At 42.3% G+C, this 20,434-nt stretch carries 24 protein-coding genes and 1 other annotated feature; of the genes, 10 read left to right on the forward strand and 14 right to left on the reverse strand.

Annotated features, from left to right (window positions below; translation table 11 throughout):
• The first annotated feature begins 71 nt into the window (after positions 1–71).
• The 3 genes from LGO15_RS18985 to LGO15_RS18995 are packed head-to-tail and all read left to right on the forward strand — an operon-like array spanning position 72 to position 2,648.
• Positions 72–1,067, forward strand: coding sequence for an ABC transporter substrate-binding protein (locus tag LGO15_RS18985; protein WP_226087934.1), 996 nt, complete (start codon positions 72–74; stop codon positions 1,065–1,067).
• 17 nt (positions 1,068–1,084) lie between these two features.
• Complete coding sequence (locus LGO15_RS18990) at positions 1,085–1,861, forward strand: ABC transporter ATP-binding protein (protein ID WP_226085555.1); 777 nt, start codon at positions 1,085–1,087, stop codon at positions 1,859–1,861.
• Positions 1,803–2,648 (forward strand): ABC transporter permease, encoded by an 846-nt coding sequence (locus LGO15_RS18995; protein WP_413231355.1) that lies wholly within the window; start codon positions 1,803–1,805, stop codon positions 2,646–2,648. The genes LGO15_RS18990 and LGO15_RS18995 overlap by 59 nt, the downstream gene beginning before the upstream one ends.
• A 120-nt stretch (positions 2,649–2,768) precedes the next feature.
• Here LGO15_RS18995 and LGO15_RS19000 read toward each other — a convergent pair whose 3' ends face one another.
• The 3 genes from LGO15_RS19000 to LGO15_RS19010 form a co-directional block, all read right to left on the reverse strand.
• Positions 2,769–2,927: a hypothetical protein gene (locus LGO15_RS19000; RefSeq protein WP_226085557.1), complete on the reverse strand. Its 159-nt coding sequence runs from the start codon at positions 2,925–2,927 to the stop codon at positions 2,769–2,771.
• 26 nt (positions 2,928–2,953) lie between these two features.
• Entirely contained in the window at positions 2,954–3,412 is a 459-nt protein-coding gene (ytkD, locus tag LGO15_RS19005) for an RNA deprotection pyrophosphohydrolase (RefSeq protein ID WP_226085558.1), read from the reverse strand.
• An 86-nt stretch (positions 3,413–3,498) separates the two neighbouring features.
• On the reverse strand, positions 3,499–3,819 hold the full coding sequence (locus tag LGO15_RS19010) for a hydrolase (protein WP_167834347.1): 321 nt from the start codon (positions 3,817–3,819) through the stop codon (positions 3,499–3,501).
• A gap of 252 nt (positions 3,820–4,071) precedes the next feature.
• Between LGO15_RS19010 and LGO15_RS19015 the strand changes: the two genes are divergently transcribed.
• Positions 4,072–4,329, forward strand: a complete 258-nt coding sequence (locus tag LGO15_RS19015; protein WP_023626881.1) for a DUF6154 family protein — start codon at positions 4,072–4,074, stop codon at positions 4,327–4,329.
• Between the two features lie 130 nt (positions 4,330–4,459).
• On the opposite strand, the gene LGO15_RS19020 is transcribed toward LGO15_RS19015, so the two are convergent.
• Positions 4,460–4,927, reverse strand: coding sequence for a Dps family protein (locus LGO15_RS19020; RefSeq protein WP_226085559.1), 468 nt, complete (start codon positions 4,925–4,927; stop codon positions 4,460–4,462).
• Between the two features lie 106 nt (positions 4,928–5,033).
• Between LGO15_RS19020 and ytzI the strand changes: the two genes are divergently transcribed.
• Positions 5,034–5,201 carry a YtzI protein gene (gene ytzI, locus LGO15_RS19025; RefSeq protein ID WP_167834348.1) on the forward strand — a complete coding sequence of 56 codons (168 nt, stop codon included), beginning with the start codon at positions 5,034–5,036 and terminating at the stop codon, positions 5,199–5,201.
• Positions 5,202–5,566: 365 nt separating this feature from the next.
• Positions 5,567–5,821 carry a membrane protein insertion efficiency factor YidD gene (gene yidD, locus LGO15_RS19030; protein ID WP_167834349.1) on the forward strand — a complete coding sequence of 85 codons (255 nt, stop codon included), beginning with the start codon at positions 5,567–5,569 and terminating at the stop codon, positions 5,819–5,821.
• Between the two features lie 2 nt (positions 5,822–5,823).
• Here yidD and LGO15_RS19035 read toward each other — a convergent pair whose 3' ends face one another.
• On the reverse strand, positions 5,824–6,387 hold the full coding sequence (locus tag LGO15_RS19035) for a beta-class carbonic anhydrase (protein WP_167834350.1): 564 nt from the start codon (positions 6,385–6,387) through the stop codon (positions 5,824–5,826).
• Positions 6,388–6,610: 223 nt separating this feature from the next.
• Between LGO15_RS19035 and LGO15_RS19040 the strand changes: the two genes are divergently transcribed.
• From LGO15_RS19040 to LGO15_RS19055, 4 genes are all read left to right on the forward strand, one after another.
• Positions 6,611–7,651: a metal ABC transporter solute-binding protein, Zn/Mn family gene (locus tag LGO15_RS19040; RefSeq protein ID WP_226085560.1), complete on the forward strand. Its 1,041-nt coding sequence runs from the start codon at positions 6,611–6,613 to the stop codon at positions 7,649–7,651.
• Between the two features lie 117 nt (positions 7,652–7,768).
• The gene (locus LGO15_RS19045; protein WP_167834352.1) at positions 7,769–9,130 is read left to right on the forward strand and encodes a cytochrome ubiquinol oxidase subunit I; all 1,362 of its coding nucleotides are present in this window, start codon (positions 7,769–7,771) and stop codon (positions 9,128–9,130) included.
• A 14-nt stretch (positions 9,131–9,144) separates the two neighbouring features.
• A complete protein-coding gene (locus tag LGO15_RS19050; RefSeq protein ID WP_226085561.1) occupies positions 9,145–10,194 on the forward strand; it encodes a cytochrome d ubiquinol oxidase subunit II in 1,050 nt (349 codons plus the stop codon).
• Positions 10,195–10,280: 86 nt separating this feature from the next.
• A complete protein-coding gene (locus LGO15_RS19055) occupies positions 10,281–10,436 on the forward strand; it encodes a DUF1540 domain-containing protein (RefSeq protein WP_167834354.1) in 156 nt (51 codons plus the stop codon).
• Positions 10,437–10,481: 45 nt separating this feature from the next.
• On the opposite strand, the gene LGO15_RS19060 is transcribed toward LGO15_RS19055, so the two are convergent.
• The 9 genes from LGO15_RS19060 to menB all read right to left on the reverse strand — a co-directional run bounded on the left by LGO15_RS19060 (position 10,482) and on the right by menB (position 20,420).
• Positions 10,482–11,114, reverse strand: coding sequence for a CPBP family intramembrane glutamic endopeptidase (locus LGO15_RS19060; protein ID WP_226085562.1), 633 nt, complete (start codon positions 11,112–11,114; stop codon positions 10,482–10,484).
• 6 nt (positions 11,115–11,120) lie between these two features.
• Entirely contained in the window at positions 11,121–11,921 is an 801-nt protein-coding gene (locus LGO15_RS19065; RefSeq protein ID WP_226085563.1) for an alpha/beta fold hydrolase, read from the reverse strand.
• 73 nt (positions 11,922–11,994) lie between these two features.
• Positions 11,995–13,653: a methionine--tRNA ligase gene (metG, locus tag LGO15_RS19070; RefSeq protein ID WP_264163969.1), complete on the reverse strand. Its 1,659-nt coding sequence runs from the start codon at positions 13,651–13,653 to the stop codon at positions 11,995–11,997.
• A gap of 40 nt (positions 13,654–13,693) precedes the next feature.
• Positions 13,694–13,968 (reverse strand) — a binding site (T-box leader).
• A gap of 133 nt (positions 13,969–14,101) precedes the next feature.
• Positions 14,102–14,617, reverse strand: a complete 516-nt coding sequence (locus LGO15_RS19075; protein WP_226085564.1) for an AAA family ATPase — start codon at positions 14,615–14,617, stop codon at positions 14,102–14,104.
• 402 nt (positions 14,618–15,019) lie between these two features.
• Positions 15,020–15,142: a hypothetical protein gene (locus LGO15_RS24225; protein ID WP_264163770.1), complete on the reverse strand. Its 123-nt coding sequence runs from the start codon at positions 15,140–15,142 to the stop codon at positions 15,020–15,022.
• 79 nt (positions 15,143–15,221) lie between these two features.
• A complete protein-coding gene (hmpA, locus tag LGO15_RS19080; protein ID WP_226085565.1) occupies positions 15,222–16,436 on the reverse strand; it encodes an NO-inducible flavohemoprotein in 1,215 nt (404 codons plus the stop codon).
• A 507-nt stretch (positions 16,437–16,943) separates the two neighbouring features.
• Entirely contained in the window at positions 16,944–18,050 is a 1,107-nt protein-coding gene (gene menC / locus LGO15_RS19085; protein WP_226085566.1) for an o-succinylbenzoate synthase, read from the reverse strand.
• Complete coding sequence (locus tag LGO15_RS19090; RefSeq protein ID WP_226085567.1) at positions 18,040–19,530, reverse strand: o-succinylbenzoate--CoA ligase; 1,491 nt, start codon at positions 19,528–19,530, stop codon at positions 18,040–18,042. The genes menC and LGO15_RS19090 overlap by 11 nt, the downstream gene beginning before the upstream one ends.
• A 71-nt stretch (positions 19,531–19,601) precedes the next feature.
• Positions 19,602–20,420: a 1,4-dihydroxy-2-naphthoyl-CoA synthase gene (gene menB / locus LGO15_RS19095; protein WP_192473565.1), complete on the reverse strand. Its 819-nt coding sequence runs from the start codon at positions 20,418–20,420 to the stop codon at positions 19,602–19,604.
• Between the last annotated feature and the right edge of the window lie 14 nt (positions 20,421–20,434).

The following is a 20,434-nucleotide window of genomic DNA, read 5'->3' on the forward strand; positions in this document are numbered from 1 at the left end:
TCACACATTTTTAGATGATTCCATACGATACTGTAAGCCCATTATAAGACAGATTTTTAGGAGGCATCATGATGAAAAAATGGTTCAAAGCTGGTTTTGCTTTATTTTTGATTGCTGTACTTATTATACCTCTTGCAGCCTGCGGTCAAGACAAGGTACAGACTGTCAAAGTTGCTGAGGTGACACGTTCAATCTTCTATGCTCCACAATATGTTGCCCTTGAAAAGGGATTTTTTGAAGATGAAGGTTTAGAAATTGAGCTGACAACTACTTGGGGCGGTGACAAGACGATGACCGCCGTGCTGTCGAATGCAGCGGATGTTGCGCTCGTTGGTTCGGAAACTTCCATCTATGTGTATGCTCAGGGTTCAAACGATCCTGTCATTAACTTTGCCCAGCTCACGCAAACCGATGGCACATTCCTTGTTTCCAGGGAAAAAATAGATGATTTCTCTTGGGACCAGTTAAAAGGGTCCACCTATCTCGGTCAGCGTACAGGCGGAATGCCGCAAATGGTCGGTGAATTCGTGCTAAAGAAACACGGTATCGATCCAAAGGCAGACTTAGAAATGATCCAAAATATTGATTACGCGAACATTCCAAATGCCTTTGCTTCCGGTACAGGAGACTTTGTCCAGCTATTCGAACCGCAAGCTAGCTTATTCGAAAAAGAAGGTAAAGGCCATATTGTCGCTTCGTTCGGAACCGAGTCTGGTCATGTACCATATACCACATTTATGTCGAAACAAAGCTATATGAAAAAAAATCCAGAAACAATTGAAAAGTTCACTCGTGCTATCTATAAGGCGCAGCAATGGGTAGAGTCCCACAGTTCAAAAGAAACCGCGGAAGTAATCCAGGAGTATTTTAAAGATACAGATTTAACGCTTATCGAGACAGTAGTTGACCGCTATAAGAGCCAAGGTTCCTATGCGACAGACCCGATTTTGGATGAGAGTGAATGGAAGAACCTGCAGGATATCATGGATGAAGCAGGGGAACTTCCTAAGGAAGTCAGCCATGGCACATTAGTCAATACTGAGGTCGCCAAAGAAGTCATGAAATAACAGGAGGTTGCAGCCAAATGGACTTTTTGACATTAAGAGGGATTCATCACACTTATTTTACAAAAACATCTGCTGTCACTGCACTGAATGATATTTCACTCGATGTCCAGGAAGGAGAGTTCGTATCCTTCCTGGGTCCGAGCGGCTGCGGCAAAACAACACTGCTTTCAATTATCGCAGGGTTGATTGAACCCTCGGATGGACAGGTAAAACTGGAAGGTAAAACTGTCAAGGATGCTGCGAATCAAACAGGATATATGCTGCAGCAGGATTATTTGTTTCCTTGGAAAACGATTGAGGAAAATATCTTTCTTGGCTTGAAGATTAGCGGGACTTTGGAGGATTCAAAAAAAGAAGAGGTTATATCGCTGCTAAGGCAAATGGGTTTGGAAAACGTAGAAAAACTGTATCCAAAACAGCTGTCAGGCGGGATGCGCCAGCGTGTGGCACTTGTTCGTACACTGGCAACAGAGCCTAAACTGCTTATGCTCGACGAACCTTTTTCCGCACTGGATTACCAAACGAAATTAAAGCTTGAGGACCTGGTTTCAACCACATTCAAGACATTCGGGAAAACAGCGATTCTCGTTACACACGATATCGGAGAAGCGATTGCAATGAGCGATAGGATCTTCCTGTTCTCACCAAGGCCAGGACGCTTGCATAGAACTTTTGATATTCCAGAAGAGCTAAGAAACTTGAGACCTTTTGAGGCTAGGAACCACCCATTGTATAATGAACTGTTCCAAACAATATGGAAGGAGTTGGAATCGATTGAACCAGAAGCAAACTGAACTCCTCCATCAAGAGTATCTTAAAAAATTAAGCAGAGAGCGAAAAACGGTCCGTATCTATCAATTGCTGATTTTCATTGCCTTTTTTGCTCTGTGGGAAATCTCAAGCCAGCAGAAATGGATCGACCCTCTCCTATTCAGTTCGCCGTCAAAAATATGGAATATGTTAATTGAGAAGACAATGGATGGGTCACTGGCAGTTAACCTTGGAGTCACATTGGCTGAAACCGTACTTGGGTTTATTCTCGGTACACTCGCAGGTACGATACTCGCAGCAATATTGTGGTGGTCCCCGTTGCTTTCCAAGATTTTGGATCCATATCTCGTAATTTTGAATTCAATGCCAAAGGTTGCTCTTGGCCCAATTTTGATTGTTGCGCTCGGAACCAACATGACCTCCATCATAGCGATGGGAGCGATCATCTCCGTGATCATCACGACAATTGTTGTTTATACCGCTTTTAAAGAGGTTGACCCAAACTATCTGAAGGTGCTTCAGACATTTGGAGCTACAAGGACGCAATGCTTCAGGGAGGCAATCTTGCCAGCTTCCTTCCCGACCATCATTTCGACCTTGAAAGTGAATGTCGGGTTGTCCTGGGTTGGAGTCATTGTCGGAGAATTCCTCGTTTCCGCCCGAGGCCTTGGATATATGATCATCTACGGTTTCCAGGTTTTCAATTTCACGCTCGTCTATTTATCGCTTCTTGTCATCGCATTGTTTGCCACGGTGATGTATCAGTTGGTCGAACTGCTCGAAAAGAAACTGATCAAAAGCGACCAGTAAAGAAGCCGGGAGGTCCGGCTTCTTTTTTAGTTTTAAAATGGGTGCTTATTTAGAATTAGTCGTGACAGCGCCAATAAATTTAAATTATCGCCAATAAAGTTGTGAACTTCGCCAATAAAATCAGATTTTCGCCAATAAAGTTGTGAACTTCGCCAATAAAATCAGGTTTTCGTCAATAAAGTGTACTTCGCTAATAGGATCCGCCATTAAACTGATGTTGGCGCGCACAGTTACTGGATTTATTTTAACAATAACAACTAAATAGCGGCGATATTCCAAGAGTGGCCTACTCTTTTCATTGATTTTCACCTTAAAAATTCAAGGCTATGCTTCATTACATCGTCTTTCATGATAAAACTGTACTCGTCTTTCATTCTTTCCAACAGCATATCTCCACCCACCAGTACTGGGCCGCCGGTTTCCATGTAGTCTTCCTGCTGCACAATCTTTTCTGCTTCTCCATAAAAGATTCTTTTAACAAACGAACCTTCTTCATCACTCACCTGATACTCACCAATACTGACAAGCCTGCTTAGGATTGCGCCCGTCTCCTCCATAACCTCACGTCGGGCTGCGTCCTCCAGAGTTTCGCCTGTTTCCATTTTGCCGCCTGGAAACTCAAGACCTCTGACACTATGATTGGTCAAAAGCCATTTCCCCTGATATTTACAAATGACCAGCACATGGCGCGCACTTTTTTCAAAGGCGTTTTCCTGAAAGCATAAAATTACATCTCCGCCGTTCCTATCTTTAAACTTCTCCATGAAAACTCTCCCCGCCTTTAATTCATGTCCTAATTATATAGAAAATCAGAAAATGAATAAACCGCAGACGATTGTCTGCGGCTGCTCTATTTTTCAGGAAGGATTCCCATGCTTTCAATGTGGTTCCTGGCTTCTTCGTCACCAAGTTTATGAATCATTTCATATGTTTGGATCAGCTGTCTGTCGAGGGCGTCATTTTCACGGTCATAGTGATACTGGACATACGGAACATGCGCTCTCATGAAATTTTGCCAGCCTGTGGAGTGGCTCTGGTCAAATATTTCTCTCAATGCGGTGATTTCCTCGTCATTTGCCTCAATTTTAAAATTCCATGGAGATGCAGTTGATTCGCGTGAAATATGGCCTTCACTGATGTTGATGTAATATGTTTTTTTGCCTTCTGGCATATGCCTCACCTCAAGGATATCGTTCCCTGCGTCTATATTCGTTTATACTGAATATCTATAAAATAAATAATTTTTTCTGCCCTCCAAATTACTCTTAGAGTTGTCTGTATGTTAAAATTAGACCAAATATAGATATAAGCATACAGCGCACCCAATAGGGAAATACTTCAATTTCAAGGCATAATTTTTCCATTGGAGGGTATTAAATAAGTATAAGGAATTATGGACGATCAAGAAGGAGAGGTGAAATTCATGAAACTGATTGATGAGCTATACGAACTATACCGCAATAAATTGACCGGTGATGAAGAGGATATCGATATGCTCGCTTTTGCCTTCCTTGAAGAAATGAGCCGAGAAGACTTGTTGAAGATCATCCAGGACCTTGATAAGCAGGAGCTTTATGATTTGATGGGGCTTTATTTGATCGAGAGCTTGAAAGGAAAGTTTGCCCAGGACGATTTCGGCGCTCGCTCTGTTAATTCATATCCTTCCAGGAATGTGCACTAATCCTTACAATAACCATACATATATAACCGGCTGAGGCCGGTTTTTCTTTTTGCCCATCATTCGCCTCCACACAGACAATCTTTCCAACCATGAAAAAAACTGGCCACGCAGGCCAGCTTTCCCTATATCCTTATCCAAGATAAGCCTTGAACATCCACATATGTTTGCGCAGACTCATTTTTACCTCTGTCATCATATCGGCTGTAGCTGTATCTTCTGCTTTTTCTGCAAGTTCAATTGCGCTATGGAGCTCGTCCACAATGGTAGCAAAGTCATCGTGCAATTGCTGGACCATTTCTTCTTCATTTTCAGACCCTGTTGCTTCTTTCACTGAAGACAGTTCAAGATATTCCTTAAGAGTGGCAACTGGTTTTCCTTCCAATGCGAGAATTCTTTCAGCGAATTCATCGATAATTGTCGCCGCTTCGTTATAAAGCTCTTCAAATTTCGTATGGAGCGTGAAGAAATGACGGCCTTTCACATACCAGTGATAGTTATGAAGCTTCGTGTAAAGTACCGTCCAGTTCGCAACCTGCTTGTTCACTGCTTGGATTAAATCTGTTTGTGCCATTTTTATTTCATCCTCCCTTTTAGTCATAGATTATATTCCCCTTCCAGCTTCATAAAAAACATACTGGCAGCAACTTTTTTCCTACCACTGAAAAGAAAATGCTACAATAATTTTGAGCAAAGGAGGCCTTTTTATGTATACCGTTTTGATTATCTCAGTCATTATCGTTATCATTGTTTTAATATTAAGCGTAGTCACTACTTCTAAGGCATATCAGTTTAAGCATACGGTCGACCCGATTGACAACAACGACAGCCATGAAGCTGCTGCTGAAGCAAAAGCTCATGATGAAAACAAATAAAAAGGAGCTGCAATCAGCTCCTTTTTAAGATTTGCTCTGTTAAACTAGGCTGTTGATTTTCGTTCCAGGCGCTTCGCTTTCCGCGGGGAAGAATAATGAAAAATCCCGAAAGCCGGCTTTTTCATAAACCAATTCTTCCTTGCAGTAGGGGAGCCTCCTCGGCGCTTTATGCGCCTGGGGGGTCTCCCCATGACTTGCTCATCCCGCAGGACATTGATTGAGCTTCCTCGAACATGCCCACGCACGATGGAAATGCGTTAGCATTTTCTGAGGAGTCTTCGCGCCTTCACTACAATCAACAGGGCTTTAAAACCAACATTGGCTATAACCATGCCTATGATTTATAGAAGGGATGAAAACCAACCATGCTAAAAAAAGCATTCATCGGCATCATACGTTTTTATCAAGTTGTCATATCGCCATTGAAGCCGCCTACGTGCCGATTTTATCCGACATGCTCCCATTACGGACTTGAAGCAATTACAAGGTTTGGACCTATCAAAGGCGGATGGCTGACGATTGTACGAATCCTTAAATGCCAGCCCTTCCATCCAGGCGGCATGGACCCGGTACCTGAAGAGTGGCCATCAAAGAAAAAGATTAAAGCTCATAACCATTGATGTTATTTTTCATAGCCATCGATCACTTGGTCAAGCCTTCCCGTTGAAGGATCGATCACCAATCCATGAACCGGAACATCCTTAGGCATCAAGGGATGGTTTTTAACGATTTCGACACTGTGGGCAACGCTGTCCTTGACGTTATCAAAACCATGAAGCCATTCCTTTACGTCTATTCCGGAGTAATTCAATGTATTCAGCATGTCATCGGTAACCCCGCGCTTTTTCATTCCTTCTATCACGATATCGGGCTTCATCCCGCTCATGCCACAATCATAATGGCCAATGATTGCCACTTCTTCTGCTTGCAGCTGATAAACTGCAACAAGCAAACTTCTCATGATACTCCCGAACGGGTGCATGATCAGGGCACCTGCATTCTTGACAACTTTCACATCTCCATTGCGAATATTCAAAGCCCTCGGTAAAAGTTCAACAAGCCTTGTATCCATACAAGTCAAAATAACCATTTTTTTATTCGGAAATTTAGTAGTGGTGAATTCTTCATATTTCTTTTCTGATACGAACTTTTCATTGAAATCAAGAATTTCATCAAGCATTCTCATCTATTATCTCTCCTCTTAAAAATGTTTCTTTCTAATAGAATACCTTAAACTGATTCGGAACCAAAATGTTTTACTTGATTTTGTTCTCATCCTTTTGTATGATACAGAAGGTAAATCGTAACCATTACGAATTAATATTTTTCCCTATGATTAGAAAAATAATAACAAATAAACTCCTATATCTAAATCGTAATGAGTCCGTTTTGACTAACAGGAGGCATATATGAAAAAAACTGCTTTTACTTTATGTATATTTATGATCATCGCCGCGTTTCTAAGCGGCTGTGCACAGCAACGAGCTGATCAAGAGAAGAACGAGGATTTGCTGCAAGTTTATACCACGGTTTATCCCCTCCAGTTTTTCGCGCAGCAAATTGGCGGTGAATATGTGAACGTTGAAACCATATATCCACCAGGAGCGGATGAGCATACATTCGAGCCTTCCCAAAAAGATATGATGGCACTGGCAGACTCAGACTTATTTTTCTATGTTGGTCTGGGCCTTGAAGGATTTGTTGATAAAGCCAACAAAACATTGAAAAACGAAGATGTGAAAATGGTGCCGGTTGGAGAATCCTTGCATCTGGATGAGGCAGGCGAACATCAAGATGAAGCGCACAACGAGGATGGCACTGCAGAAGAAGGTCATGACGAGCAAGGTCATGACGATGATGAGCATGCCGATGAAAATGACAATGCTGATGAAGAGCACGCAGATGAGGATGGCCATGCCCACGGGGATTTCGACCCGCATGTATGGCTTGACCCAATTTACGCAAACGATCTAGCTGTGGCAATCAAAGAACAATTAGCAGCTCAGATGCCGGAGCATAAAGACACTTTTGAACAAAATTATACCGAGCTGTCTGCTCAATTGAAGGACCTTGATAAGGAATTTGCTACAGTCATTGGCACATCTAAGCGAAAAGAAATCATTGTATCGCACTCCGCTTTCAGTTATTGGGAGGAACGCTATGGAATCCAGCAAATCAGTATTTCTGGCCAATCCACTACGAATGAGCCATCGCAAAGAGAACTTCAAGAATTGATTTCACATGCTAAAGAAGAAAAGATTAAGTATGTTTTAAACGAACAAAACTTTGATTCCAAGCTGGCAAAAATGGTTCAGGAAGAAATCGGGGCAAAAACACTGACACTCCACAATCTTTCTGTATTGACAGACGAAGATATTAAAAATAATGAAACCTATTTCACGTTGATGGAGAAGAATATCGCTACCCTCGGAAAAGCATTGAATGAATAATTGGCTGCCTCCCTGTTATGGGAGGCATTTTTTTATTGGCCTTGAAAAATAGAGCACATATTATCCATAAAAATGATAACAATATTGGAAGTTATATTACGGAAAGGAAGTTAAATTATGGATGATATTTTGATTGCCCGCTCTCTATTTGGCACAACAATGGGTTTCCATATTATCAATGCCACCATCGGGGTTGGACTGCCATTGATGATTCTGGCAGCAGAACTTCTCTACCAGAAAACCAATGATAGTGATTATGCCGTTATGGCGAAACGATGGACAAAAGCGTTTGCGGTGACACTAGGCGTCGGCATCCCTACAGGAACGATTGCAGGAGTCCAGCTCTCCCTTTTATGGCCCGGGTTCATGGAGGTCGTCGGCAGAGTAATGGCGCTTCCATTCCAAATTGAGATTTATGCGTTTTTTATCGAGGCGTTATTCATGTCCATCTATGTTTACGCTGCTGACAGAATTTCTCCGTGGATGAGAATCGCCAGCCTAACCTTAGTGGCTCTCGGCGCACTTGCTTCAGCTGTGCTGATTACGAACGTTCACGCTTTCCAGGGTACACCAAGAGGGTTTCGTGTGGAAAACGGTGAATTGGTGGACATTAACCCCTGGGCTGCCTTTTGGAATCCAAGCTTTGTCGTAACAGGAGGACATGTTGTCGTCACGGCCTATATGACTGGCGCTTTTATTATTGCCACGGTTGCCGCCTATAAGATGCTGAGAAGTGACTTTGGCTCAAGGGTTTATAAGTTCCATCAGAAAGCATTAATGGCCAGTTTAATTATTGGGGGTATATTCTCCATCTTGACGGCAGTGAATGGCCATTCTGCCGCCCAATACCTTCACGAATACCAGCCTGAAAAACTGGCAGGTGCAGAAGGCCTTTTTGAAACACAGAAATATGCGCCTCTGGCAATTGGAGGTTTTACAGACAGGGAAACGGAATCGGTTAAATGGGGAATTGAGATTCCATGGGCATTAAGTTTTCTTGCAGGCAATTCATTTGATACCGAAGTAAAAGGACTGAATGACTTTCCAGAGGAACATTGGCCTCCACTGTTTATCCATACATTATTTAATGCGATGGTCGGTGTTGGCATGCTGTTGATCACCCTCTCTATGATTGCCTTCGTCTGGAATAAAATTTTAAAGAAAGATCGGTTCCCCAAATTCCTCATGTGGTTGTTTGTAGCTACAGGCCCGCTTGCCATGCTGGGTATTGAATTTGGCTGGGTGTTTGCCTGTACAGGCAGGCAGCCTTGGGTGATTTATCATGTACTATCAACGGAGGATGCTGCAACAACCGCCTCGAACTTGGGTATTTTATTTATCCTATTTGCCGGGGTTTACGTTTTACTGGGAGTGATGGAAATCATAGTGCTTCGTTACTTCTTCCGGAAAAATACAGTTTTAGATGATTTAAACAGGGCACAGCAAAAAGAAATCCCTTTGTATGGTTCCAACTCATGAAAGGATGATCCATTTTGACTGACGCGCTAACCGCCATCACTGTACTCTGGGGCTTCGTCTTTATCTATGCTGTTATGGCAACAATGGACTTCGGTGCAGGGTTCTGGTCGATGGTTTATATCAATAAAACAAAAACAAAGGCAACGAATATTGCCAACCGCTATCTGTCTCCGACATGGGAAGTCACGAATACATTCATCGTGGCGCTAGTCGTCGCGGTTTATAGCATGTTCCCGAAAGCAGCATACACGTTAGGGACCGTCTTGCTGATTCCTGGCAGTATGATTTTGCTGTTATTATCTTTACGCAGTGCATTCCTTGTTTTTTCGAATATTGCGGAGGATTATCGAAAGGTACTCACTTATATTTCGGGGATTAGCGGAATTCTGATACCGGGATTACTGATAAGCGTACTTCCAATCACCCATGGCGGATTTGTCGAGTTTTCTGATGGCTCACAGAACTTGAACCTTGGCAAATTATTCACAAGTCCAAATGAATATGCCTTTATTGGTTTTGCAGTAAGCAGTACACTTTTCTTATCTTCACTGCTGCTTGCCGATTATTCAAAAGCTTCCGATGAACTTAGGGCTTACAATGTATATAGACGTGATGCCTTAATTATGGGGCCTATCTCGCTTGTCATGGCTTTTGCTGTCATGCTGACCTTGCGAGATGAGGCAGCCTGGATTTACAATAACATGATGGATCAACTCTATATCCTGATCATATCAGTTATTTTATTCCTGATTGGCGGCCTCGCGCTCGTCCTTCCGTCCATTGGCAATAAATCGCTCAGAGGGATTCCGCGGCTCGCAGTAATCATGATTACGCTGCAATACCTGGCAGCCAGTTATGTTTATGGAAATGCACATTTGCCTTATATCGTATATCCAGAAGTGACAATCCAGTCCGCTTTCACAGATCCGAATTCATTCCGGGCCGTCTTTACTACTTATATAGTGGGATTCCTGATCCTTTTTCCTGGATTCATCTATTTTTGGAGCTTGTTCATGCAGGATAAAAGATACTTACGGCAGAAAAAAACTAAGGAACAAACTTAATTCTGTTTCCTGATTTTAGCTGGAATGGACAACTCCTTTCCGCAGCAAGCTAATGATGTATCAATCAAAAAAAGGAGTGATACATTTTGGCAAAAGATGTATTGTGCGAAGTGAACAACTGTCATTATTGGAAGCAAGGCAACATGTGCACTGCTGATAAAATCTATGTAGTAAGTCATTCAGGCGAAACCGCTGACAGCCAAAAGGAAACAGACTGTAAGACATTTGAAGCGTTAAGTTAATTTGTAAAGACCGGGGCCAGTCCCGGTCTTATTTATGATTGATCATCACCTGATAATAAACCAATACACAAAGATGATGCCCATATCACCCAATACATGCCCGATTATTGCGGCTGTGATGGAACCCGTTCTCTCTCTCATATACCCCCATATTAAACCTGCAATGAAGACTGGTATAACTGCAACCAAACCGTATAGGCCATTAAAAATAGGAATCACGGAGAGCAAATGGTAGAGTGTATAAAAAGCAGAAGTCATCAAAATGGCAAACTTAGCTGTACCTTCCTTTCTCAGGTTTTCATAGATAAACCCTCTCCAGTACACTTCTTCCAAAATTGGATTAACCATCAGTAAAATCAGGACAAGCCAGATCTCACCTTGACCAGAAAATCCCCACTCCCATAACAAATTCCGCAGCTGATCGATATCGATAAAATAGATATGCAGCCAGTGCAACCCTCCATATATGAACAGGAAAAACAGCAGCCCGCTCCCGAAACCCAACAAACCAGCCCTGCTTGTTATTTTGAATCTTTTCCAGGGAACTCCTCCAGCAAGCAAAGGCACTGCTAAAAGCCAGCTATAGAAAAGCAAAAACGCAATAATTACACTCTCCAGCACTTGCAGCCCAATGAAAATCATGAACGCAGGCCCAAGCAAAAGTAAAAGTCTCTTCATATCCACCTACCCCAGTCCAGCTTGATTCTCTTTGTTATCATTAAGAGGCTTTAAAAAATCGTCGACAATCGCATTGAATTCCAGATGTGACCTGGGTGGCAGCTGATGGGTGCCACTCTTTATATACACCACTTGTGTTTGCGGAGCTTTTTTTTGAAAAGGAATGCGGTAGCGGTGCATCGGCTTTTCCAGTGAACCGTATATCAGAAGGATCGGCAAATACAGCTTATGAAGCTGGCTGGTGGAATCATAACGAAGCCCAGATTTGATGTACTCATACGAACGCTGAGCATCTGATCGCCTGGCTAACTCAAAGATTTCTTTTTCATCCTCAGATTCCCATTTATGAAACTTTGCCTGCCATTTTGCAGCAAGAGACACTTGGCCGAATTTAACCATCAGCTGCACTAACTTAATTACAAGCGTTGGGATAAGGGTATCAATCTTTGAAAACCCGCCAGACAAGATTAACGCTGCTGAGCGTTCAGGATATCTCAGTGCAAATTCCTGGGCAACCAATCCGCCATGAGAATAGCCGCAGAGCACTGCTTTCTCGACACCTACCTCGTCAAGCAATTTCTTTAGGTCACTTGCAAAACCCGAAATGCTTGCAGATTTACTTCCCTTCGAACTTCGCCCATGCCCAGCCAGGTCGAAGAAGATGGTCTTATAACGATGTGACAGTGCCTCCTGATACTTAAAAACATTGTGCCCCATCACAAAAGGATGAATGAATACAACAGGCAGCCCATCACCTTTTATTTGATAATAAAGTGAGAGAGAGTCATCGATTTTGGCATATGGCATAATAGTTTCACCCCTTTACTGCCTATACCCGAATCACAGTCAGGCAAAAAGGATTTTATCTTCAATGTGGAATTTAAATCTTCCCCTGCTTCTTCAAATCTTCTAACTCTTTGTCTATCCTATCTGGGTCAATACGTTCGAATAATGGCTCCACATGAGTTAATATATGAGGTTTTACTAATAACGGCTCCCAGCTTTGGGACGTTACTTGCAGCATACCTTTAACCTTTTCGCTTGAAAAAGGAAGGAATGGCGTCAGGATATTGGCAAGGTTCGCAATGATATATACGCAATCCGCCAGCGTTTGCTTGCAAGCTTCAGAGTTTTTGTGCACCTGTTTCCATGGTTGTTGTCCATCGAAGTATCTGTTTGCATATCTCACTAATTCAAACACCTTTTCCAGTGCTTTTTTAAAGCTGGCGTTTTCAATATTCCTTCCCGTTTCTGCGTAAAGCAGATCCACTCTGTCTACTATTTCTTTGTTAATCTCTTTTTCAGGAAGAAGGCCACCAAATGACTTTTGAATGAATTTTAAGGTCCGATTCACAAGGTTTCCATAAGCGCCCAACAGTTCACTATTGTGACTATAAATGAACTCCTTCCATGAAAAATCCGCATCACGGCTTTCCGGTGCATTAATGGTCAGAAAATAGCGGATTGAATCCGGATCATATTTTTCTATGATATCCGGTACCCAAACTGCCCAATTTCTGCTTGTGGACAATTTTTTCTTTTCCAAAGTGAGATATTCATTAGAAACGATGTGGGTAGGCAATGCATCGATACCAAGTCCTTTAAGAATCCCTGGCCAAATGATGGAATGGAACGGGATATTATCTTTACCATGAACATAATAAGAACTAGTGCCGGAATTCCAAAATGCTGTGTCATCCTGTCCCGTTTCTTCAGCCCAAAGCTTGCTTGCTGTGTAATAGCCTGAAACAGCCTCAATCCAAACATAGATTTTCTTCTCTTCATAGCCTTTTACCGGCACACTTACCCCATTGGGCAAATCCCTGGAAGCTGCCCGATCCTGAAGGCCTTCATGCAAGTACCTCTTAGTCAATGAAATAGCATTCTCTCTCCATAATCCATTCTGTTCAGCAGCCTCGGTATACCTCTCCAATTCGCTTTGAAGTGAGTTTAATGCAAAATAAAAATGTTCCGTTTTTCTCGTCGTTGGTCGATTGCCACATATTTTGCACCTCCTTTCCAGTAAATCAAGAGGCTCCAGCACGCTTGAGCAATGATCACATTGATCGCCACGAGCGTTCGCCCCGCAGTTCGGACAAATTCCCTCAACATATCGGTCTGGCAAAAACTGCTGATCCTGTTCACAATACGTTTGCTCCATTTCTTTTTTGTAGATCAACCCATTTTCAAGCAGTTTCAGAAAGATTTCCTGTACAACTTTATGGTGGTGCGCTGAATCCGTCCTTGTGTACTTGTCATACGAGAAACCCAGTTTTGTAAAACTATCCGTGAACTCTTGGTGGTATCTGTTTGCAATTTCTTTCGGCGGCACGCCCTCCTGTTTTGCTCTTAAGCTGATAGGAGTTCCATTGCAATCACTGCCTGATACATATAAAACCTGTTCTCCTTTTAAACGGTAATACCTTGCTAAAATATCCCCCGGCAGCAGGCTCGAAATATGTCCCAGATGCAGAGAACCATTTGCATACGCCCATGCCCCTCCAATAAAAATGCTCATTTGATTGACCTCCTTTGAAATTGTTTTAAGAAAACAAAAAACCCCGCCCTTAACTGCAATAGTTAAGGACGAGGTTTGGAATCCACGTGTTACCACCTTATTTCGCAAATGGTTCACACCACTTGCCTCAGCAAGTACGGAGCATATCATGCCTGCTCTTATACTGTGACATTGATAACGAGTGCCAAATCTCGCCGCAACCTACTTATGCCAAAAAGCATGTTCAGGACGGAGCTCAGAGACCATTTTTCAAGTGACTGTCTTTGCTTCTTTTCAGCTTCCGAAGCTCTCTGTAAAAAACAGGGGCACTCTACTTTTTCTCTTCATTGCTTTTAAAAAGATATTAATCCGATTTTATTCAGATTGTTCCAAGAAGTCAATGATCTTTTGACAATAAAGTAAAAAACTCCCTCTGGAACCAGAGTAAACCGTCCTTGCATACGGTATATATATAATGAAAATGTACCCTTTAGTTCAAAAATTTTTTAATTTGATTTGTGTTAGTTATAATCTCTATCTTACCTTTATGTATAGCATACTTATTAAAGAAATTCACTTTACCTACATTTTCAAAGTATCGGTTCCATTTAAACATTTTTAAAAACATTTCAAATGTTGGTTTATAGTTTGATTTTTCTAATCGAAGTTTTTGTTTCAGAAACCTCTTTATTATTCGGTATGTTCTTATTGAATATTTGGTATCTAAAAAAATAATTAAGTCTGCACTGCGAAAACAATTACTTACCCAATCCTCATTATGTACGCCTTCAATTATCCAACTTTCAGATTGCATTATACTATTTAGATATTCTTTTCTTTCTTGTTCGGTTCTTCTTATATCTCCAGATTTATTCCTTATCCAAACTACATTATCTAATTCGTAATAAGGCATATCTAACTTTGAAGATAATTCTTTTGCCAAAGTTGTTTTACCACTACCAACAGAGCCTATAATATGTATCTTTTTTGGTGTTTCCTTTTTCAAAAAATCACCTAATTCATAGTAATTTGTTTCTAAAGAAATTCTATTTAAGTGAAGATTTTCCTCTAATAACTAAATTAGAGATTCAAATCTTATTCAATATAACTGCCCCGCTAGTTGAAGAACAACAATAAAAAAACTATCTTAACGTTAATTTTTAGAGCTAATATATCTGAAGAATGCTCAAATTAACTTCCGAGAGGGGCAATATTGACCATTTAAAAGGCAGTCGACAACAAACGTTGTCATTGAAATATAGTATCAAAATTTAGTTGTCACTTTGTAGTGTAATAGTTTTTAAAGCTGGCACAATAGGAAAAATGGAGTGGGAATTTCCACGCCATTTGCAGTTTCCTTTTTTGCTGTATGCACCTTATGACGGAATGGTTTAAAACAAAAGACCAGCTATCTTCTTACTGCTGGATGGCTGTCTGATAAAATCACTTCATCATCAAGAGCTACATCCTCCAGATCGAAAAAGACACGTTTTCCAAGATACTTATACAAAGTTTGAATAACATTTGTCAATTGATAATGCTTTTGAATGTGCTGAGTGGTAAATGGATGAAAAAAAAGCACCCTTCAATGATGAAGAGTGCCCGTCTAATTACGCCTCAAGACTTGCCATTGGCCCAAAGAATTCGAAGTGAATTCTATCTTCTGTGACGCCCAGGTCTTTTAAGGCCGTGTTGATTGCTTTCATGAAGGAAACTGGTCCGCAGAAGTAGAAGTCTGCTTGTTCAAGATCCACGTTATCTTTTAGCCATTCTTTTGTTACATAGCCCTCAACGTCAAAGCTGTTGTTATCTCTGTCTTCTTCAGTTGGCTGATCGTAGAATACAACTGAGTTTACCTTTGCTTTTGCAGCAGCTGATGCGACTTCCTCTTTAAGTGCATGGACTTTGCCGTTCTGCGCTGCATGGATGAAGGTAACTTCTTTTTCCGGCTGCAGTTCCGCTACTGTGTTCAGCATGCTGACCATTGGAGTCAGGCCAACTCCGCCGCTAAGCAGGACAACCGGAGTATCTTTTTCTGTATCAAGGAAGAAATCACCTGCAGGTGCACTGATTTGGAGAACTTCACCTTCCTCCACAGTATTGTGAAGGTAATTGGATACCTTTCCATCCGGAGTTTCCATGCCAGCTTCCTTTTTAACACTGATACGGTAATAATCTTTTCCAGGAGCATCTGACAGGCTGTACTGGCGGATATGCGTGAATTTTTCCCCTTCGATTTCAAGCTTGATGCTGATATACTGACCTGGCTTGAATGAAGCAATTGCCTTTCTATCCACAGGCTTCAGGTAAAAAGAAGTGATGACTTCACTTTCCTCCACCTTTTTCTCCAAAATAAATGGACGGAATCCATCCCAGCCGCCGCTTTGGTTAGCAGCTGCCTCATACATTTCGGCTTCTACAGAAATGAACGCGTCGGCAATCACTCCATATGCCTCTGCCCAAGCATTGATGATCTCATCTGTTGCCGCATCACCAAGAACTTCTTTGATCGCAATCAGCAGGTGCTTTCCAACGATTGGGTAGTGCTCAGGAAGGATGCCGAGGCTGCGGTGCTTATGAGCGATTTGGTTTACAACCGGAAGGATTGCTTCCAGATTATCGATATATTTAGCAGCTGCATAGACAGTTCCAGCTAGCGCTCTTTGTTGTCGGCCCTGCTTTTGGTTCGCATGGTTAAAAATATTCAACAGCTCTGGATGATTTTCAAACATTGTTTTATAGAATACTGTCGTGATTTGTTCTCCGTGAACTTCAAGAACCGGCACTGTGGATTTAATGATTTCAATCGTTTTTTGATCTAGCATAATATACACTCCCCTATGTCTTTTCGTTAAGGTTTGTTTACCTCATTCCCATAGTGATTATAATAAATTACCTTAGCAGACTAAGTGATTCAAATCACACTATCGTAAAATAGTTCTTTTGACTCGGATTTTGCATTGGAATTTGCATCATACAAGCGGATTTCATGATTGAAATGAACCAAATTAAGAGGTATGACTGTTTAGTCCGACAATAACTTTTCAAAAGGAGGTCGAAGAACACTTTTTATAGAGAGAATTTTTAACTTTATAGCAGAAATTCAAGTTTTCTATCGAGATTTTCATTTCTATAGGGAAATCTTAAATTTTTATAGCGACTTTTTTATTTTTATAGCGAGAATCTGATTTATATAGCGGCTTTTTCACTTTTATAGCGAGAATTTGATTTATATAGCGACTTTTTCATTTATATAGCGAATTGGAAATTACCGCTGATTTTTACCAGTTTTTAAAAAAAATAAAAGCACTGCCTAAGCAGTGCTTCTCCACCTAAAATTCAAAACGTTCTTCAAAAATAGTAACTTCCTTCAACCGCTTCCTGTTCAGTTCAAAGCCGATACCTGGTTTCTCTGGCAATTTGATCATTCCGTTTTCGACTTTGATTTCAGGCTCGATGATGTCTTGCTCCCAATAGCGGTCTGAGCCGGATATATCGCCTGGAATTGTGAATCCCGGAAGCGATGCGAGAGCGATATTGTGCGCTCTGGAGATGCCAAACTCAATCATCCCGCCTGCCCAGACTGGAATCCCTTTCGAAACACAATAGTCATGGATCCGTTTTGCTTCTCCAAGTCCGCCGACACGGCCAATTTTAATATTGATGACCCCACAGCTGCCTAACTCGACTGCTTTCCTTGCGTCATCAAAAGTAACGATGCTTTCATCCAGGCAAATTGGTGTCTCGATCCTGCCCTGAAGCGTAGCATGGTCAACAATGTCATCAAAACCAAGCGGCTGCTCGATCATCAGCAAACCAAACTCATCCAGTGCCTTTAAGCGGTCAACATCTTCCAAGGAATAGGCCGAGTTGGCATCCGCCATCAACGGTAGATCAGGAAATTGTTTACGAATTCCTGATATATAGTGATGATCATCTTCCGGACTGATTTTTACCTTAACACGCTTGAAACCCTGCTCAAGATAGCCTTCGATTTGTTCCAACGCCTCAGGCAAATTCGGATTACCTACAACGACTCCGGCTGGGATGGCTTCCATCGTTCCGCCAATTAGCTTGGATAACGGGATGCCCTCTTTCTTCGCCTGTAAATCCCAAAGTGCTGTTTCCAGCCCTGCCTTCGCCATAAGGTTTCGACGCACGGAACTGAACAGGTCGAAAGCTTGGTCAGGGTGGTTGATTCCCTTCTCTTTTAAAAGGGGAATGAGAAAGTCTCTAATCATATGATAAGAAGTTTGGACGGTTTCCTCTGTATACCATGGAGATGAAAAAGCCACACCTTCCCCATAACCGATAAAACCATTACGGTCTTCAACCTCAACGATAACAGCTTCTCTCTCCTTAACTGAACCCAAATGGGTGGTGAAAGGCTGCTTCAATGGCATTTTAATAATTGATAAAGTAACAGCTTTAATGTCCAATGCCATCACCCTTCGTTTCCAGCCACTCGCGCAGCTTTCGCCTTAATAATTTCTTCGCGGCATTTCTTGGCAGGCTCTCTACAAAGTGGATTTGTTTTGGAAGCTTGTATTTTGCGAGTTTCCGTTCACAAAGGTCCAGCAAGTCTTTTTCAGAGACTTCTGGTTCACTTTTTACAATAAAAGCTACTGGCACCTGTCCCCATTGCTCATCTTGTGCCCCGATCACACCGGCATCAGCAACACCGGGATGGGAAAGCAGGATGCCTTCGATTTCAGCGGGATAGATATTTTCCCCGCCTGAAATGATTAAATCTGAACGGCGGTCAAGAACATAAAGAAAACCATCGTCGTCAATATAGCCGATATCACCGGTATGAAGCCATCTTTCACGGATCTTATCAGCAGTTTCATCCGGGCGATTCAAGTACCCGATCGTCACGTTCGGCCCTTTGACCATAATCTCTCCCTCAGCTCCTGAAGGTACATCCTGACCATCACCATCGACAATCCGAATCTGATTAGGGAACAGCGCTTTACCAGCAGAACCAAGTCGTTCAATGCTGTATTCAGGAGATAATGTCGCAAACTGTGATGAAGTTTCGGTCATACCATATGTCTGGAATACAGGGATCTCTTTTTCAAGACAAGACTCCAGCAGCGGTAATGGCGCAGGGCCGCCTCCTAACAACATACAGCGGAAGGCACCCGGCAATCTTTCTTCTCCCAGATCATCAAGGATTCTTCTCAGCATCGTGCTGACAACCGACATGATGGTAATATTGTATCGCTGGATATCCTCGATAACCTTTTTTTCGTTAAAGGAAGTATGTAAAACAATTGGCATTCCGTATATCTGGCTTCTCATTAAAATCGAGTAGCCGCTGATATGGAAGATCGGCACTGTGCAAAGCCATTTATCCTGTTCATGAAGACCGAGATTGAGTGCAGATGCATTCGCGCTCCACCAATGGTTGCCATAGGTTTGCATAACTCCCTTCGGATTACCGGTCGTGCCTGATGTATACATGATCGTCGTGACACTGTTCATATCGTATTCTTCAAGGATTAAGGCTTCGTTGTCCTCTAATTGTTTGAGTTTAGCAGTACTCAAGAATTTAATTTCTGAAGTGATCGCAGTTACTTTTTCATCAAAGCCGTCTTCATATACAAGCAATTCAGCCTCACAATCAGCTAACTGCCATGAAAGCTCCTCCGCTGTCAGTCGATTATTCAAAATCACAGCCTTGATTCCGGCCATCTGCAAAGCGCATAAAATAAACACAGATTCCGCTTGATTAGAAAACAGGAGCGCTGCGGTTGACCCACTATGTAAACCAAGTGTTCCAAGCTTGCCAGTGTAAGCTTTTGCTTCTTCAAAAACGTCCGAAAACGTGTAAGTTCGCTCCTCAAAGATCAGTGCTTCACGATGGGGAGTCAATTCTGCTCGCTTTTTCAGCCAGTTAGGCATCGTTTCAGTCATGGGTGTCACCTCTTCTCAACATAGTAAAACAGCTTGATGGAAGTCCATCAAGCTGTTTGGAAACTATAAAATCAAGGGAAACGTGGGAACTGGCCGAAGTCAGGCTTGCGCTTTTCCTTGAATGCGTCGCGGCCTTCTTTAGCTTCTTCTGTTGTGTAGTAAAGCAATGTTGCATCCCCTGCCATTTGCTGAAGTCCAGCAAGTCCGTCAGTATCAGCGTTCATCGCAGCTTTCAAGAAACGAAGCGCGGTTGGGCTCTTCTCAAGAATTTCTTCACACCACTTGAGTGTTTCCTCTTCAACCTGGTCAAGAGGCACAACTGTGTTGACAAGACCCATGTCCAAAGCTTCCTGGGCATTGTACTGACGGCACAAGAACCAAATTTCACGAGCCTTTTTGTGGCCAACTATTCTTGCAAGGTAGCCTGAACCGTAACCAGCATCGAAGCTTCCTACTTTAGGGCCTGTCTGGCCGAAAATCGCATTATCAGCTGCAATTGTAAGGTCACATACGACATGGAGCACATGGCCGCCGCCGATTGCGTAACCTTTTACCTGAGCGATAACTGGTTTAGGAATCACACGAATTAAACGCTGAAGGTCAAGGACATTCAAACGAGGGATTTCATCTTCCCCAACGTAACCGCCATGTCCGCGGACTTTCTGGTCTCCTCCGGAGCAGAATGCATCGTCTCCAGCACCAGTGAGGACGATTACGCCAACACTTGAATCATCTCGAGCATAAGCAAATGCATCGATCATTTCCATAACCGTTTTAGGACGGAAAGCGTTGCGCACTTCCGGGCGGTTAATGGTGATTCTGGCAATGCCATTATATGTTTCATACAGAATATCTTCATACTTGCGTTCTGAAACCCATTCAACTGTCATTTAGACAACCTCCT

It is taken from the genome of Mesobacillus sp. S13, assembly GCF_020422885.1.
Taxonomy (GTDB): domain Bacteria; phylum Bacillota; class Bacilli; order Bacillales; family Cytobacillaceae; genus Mesobacillus; species Mesobacillus selenatarsenatis_A.